General features: G+C 74.8%; 1 protein-coding gene. It reads right to left on the reverse strand.

Features of this window, described 5'->3' with window-relative positions:
* A partial coding sequence (locus G3I65_RS39970; protein ID WP_160700685.1) for a serine/threonine-protein kinase occupies nucleotides 1-830 on the reverse strand: 830 nt, incomplete at its 3' end.
* Between the last annotated feature and the right edge of the window lie 171 nt (nucleotides 831-1,001).

Raw genomic sequence — 1,001 nt, forward strand, 5'->3', positions numbered from 1 at the left:
GGCAGCGGGCGGCCGTCGGCGACCGCCTCGAACAGCTGCTGGACCTCGGCCATCGAGGGGCGCGCGGCCGGGTCGCGCTGGAGCATCCGGGTGAGCACCTCGGCGAGCGGCCCGTCGTGCCGGGGCGGCGTGACGTCCTCGCGGGCGACGCGCAGGAGCAGGGCGATCGCGTTGTCGTCGGTGCCGAACGGGGGCGTGCCTTCCAGCGCGCGGTAGAGCGTCGAGCCGAGGGAGAAGACGTCGGCGGGGAAGCCGGCTTCGCGGCCGTTGGCAACCTCGGGGGAGAGGTAGGCGGGGGTGCCCGCGATGAACCCGCCGCCGGTCACCGTGCCTTCGCCGGTCGCCCGGGAGATGCCGAAGTCGGCGATCTTGGCGACGCCGTCCTCGCCGATGAGGACGTTGCCGGGCGTGACGTCCCGGTGCACGATCCCCTCGGCGTGCGCCGCGGCGAGCGCCGACGCGGCTTGCCTGCCGATGCGCGCGACGTCGCCGGCGGGCAGGCTTTCGCGGTCGAGCAGGATCTCGGCCAGGCTCCGCGAGGGCAGGTACTCCATGACCAGGTACGGCTCGCCGTCCTGCTCGACGACGTCGTGCACGGTGATGGCGTGCGGGTGCCGCAGGCGCGCGGTGAGCCGGGCTTCACGCAGGGCACGCTGGGCCGCCTCTTCCCCGGCGGCCTGCCCGATGGCGGCGTCGTAGTCCAGCTGCTTGACCGCGACGACCCGGTCGAGCCGCTCGTCACGCGCCCGCCAGACGACACCCATGGCACCTTGGCCGACCCGTTCGGCCAGCCGGTACCGCCCGGCGATCAGCTCTCCTGCGTCGGTCACGACGACCTCCCGGCCTCCCCCGGAACACACGGATCCAGGGCACGATCGGTTCGAGCTTATCGAGCGGCGCGGGGTACTGCCGAGGTGCGGCCCGCCCGCGGCCGGGCGCTTCGGGTGCGCGGCTTGGAGTGGCGGGCCGGGAAGCTCGCGGCGAGCGCATCGCCGAGGGCG

It is taken from the genome of Amycolatopsis sp. SID8362, from assembly GCF_010550475.1.
Classification (GTDB): domain Bacteria; phylum Actinomycetota; class Actinomycetes; order Mycobacteriales; family Pseudonocardiaceae; genus Amycolatopsis; species Amycolatopsis eburnea.